2 protein-coding genes are annotated in these 1,762 nt (G+C 40.8%); both read left to right on the top strand.

Going from position 1 to position 1,762, the window contains the following annotated elements:
- The coding region (alr, locus tag AAC037_RS24140) for an alanine racemase (RefSeq protein ID WP_339906229.1) at positions 1-1,171 on the top strand (1,171 nt) is incomplete at its 5' end.
- Positions 1,172-1,264: 93 nt separating this feature from the next.
- Positions 1,265-1,762, top strand: a 498-nt coding sequence (locus tag AAC037_RS24135; protein ID WP_339906228.1) for a hypothetical protein, incomplete at its 3' end; no start/stop codon positions are given.

Here is a 1,762-nt window from a genome sequence, read left to right as displayed (position 1 = left end):
CAATGACATGGTCCTCATCAAAGGGGCTAGGGTTTATCAATTTGAGCGCATCGTCCAAAAACTAGAAGCCCTCGCCCATGAAACCATTTTAGAAATCAACTTGAATGCCCTCCGCCACAATTTTATGCATTACCGCAAAAAAATTAAAGCCGGAACCAAGATCATGGTGATGGTAAAGGCTTTTGCTTATGGAGGTGGAGCTGCTGAAATCGCCAACTTTTTACAAGAAATTGGGGCTGATTACCTGTCTGTAGCCTATACTGATGAAGGAATTTTCCTTAGAAACAATGGCATCAGCCTGCCAATAATGGTAATGAACCCTGGAAGTTTTCATTTGGATTTGCTTCAGACGCATGCTTTGGAGCCTGTTGTATATAACCTACAGCAACTTCGGTCCTTGTCTACCAGCATTGATAATTATTCCGGAGAAATACCTGTTCATTTGGAATTTGATACCGGTATGCGAAGACTGGGAATGACAGATGAAGACCTTGGTGAAGCCATTGCTATTCTTCAACAAGCTAAAAACATCAAAGTCGCCGGGATTTTCACCCATTTGGCCGGAGCCGATGAAGCCATCCATAAAGATTACACCCTATCGCAGCTTGCTTCTTTTGAAAAATGGAGTAAAAAATTAATAGATAGTACCGGTTGCCGACCTTTGAGACATTGCCTCAATTCAGCAGGTATCATTCGTTATCCGGAATATGCCCATGATATGGTAAGATTAGGCATTGGCTTATATGGCATAGAAGTCAATCAAATGGAACAAAATAAATTAGAACCGGCCATGGTCCTGAAAACAGTGGTTTCCCAGGTAAAAACACTTGCCAAAGGTGCAACGATTGGCTACGGAAGAGTCGGGCAAATGAAAACAGAAGGCGAAGTGGCAACATTGGCTATCGGTTATGCAGATGGCTATGATAGAAGATTTAGCAATGGAAATGCCAAGGTTTTAATTAAAGGTAAATTGGTGCCTATCATTGGCAATGTTTGCATGGACATGTGTATGGCAGATGTTACTGGTTTAAATGTTTGTGTGGGAGATGAAGCCATACTCTTTGGTAAACAACCTTCTATCATTGACCTTGCTGATAAAATTGGGACCATACCCTATGAATTGCTCACAGGGATTGGCCCCAGAGTAAAGCGACAGTATGTACTCGACTAAGACCTTATCCAAATTCAGCATAATTTGGCCTGAAATTGGATAATATTTTGTTTCTTTGTCTCTTATTTTGGAGCTTTTTGTACCCATTACTTAATGAAGGATAACTCATTGACATTTAACTTTTCGTTTTTTCGAAAACAAGGCTTAGGATTCATTGTTTTTTTTGCGGCATGCTGTTTTTCTTGTGAAGACATCCTCCGGGAAGAGATGATGGTATACAACAACGATTTCTCAAAAGCTGACCTTGCGAATTTTGAAAATGGAAAATTATTCATCTATGAAGAAGACACTGTCCTAGGATATTATCATGATGAAGAGGTTCGCTTAAGCTTGGATAATTTACCGGCTCACAATACCATTAAAATAACTTTAGAGATTCTCCTTCACGACAGTTGGGATGGCAATCCGGACAATGTCGGAGGCCCGGATTTTTGGTATTTAAAACTGGATGATCAATCCATCGTTCGTACCACTTTTTCTAACTCCCCTTGTGAATCCAGCTATTGCCTATACCAGTCCTATCCGGACAATTACCCAAGATTCAATGATCCAAAAACAGGAGCCCTTCGCACCGATCTACCAGGAAGATGC

The organism is uncultured Cyclobacterium sp. (assembly GCF_963976465.1).
Classification (GTDB): Bacteria; Bacteroidota; Bacteroidia; order Cytophagales; family Cyclobacteriaceae; genus Cyclobacterium.
Note: the sequence above shows the minus strand (reverse complement) of the source record. Positions and strands in the feature narration are given on the sequence as shown.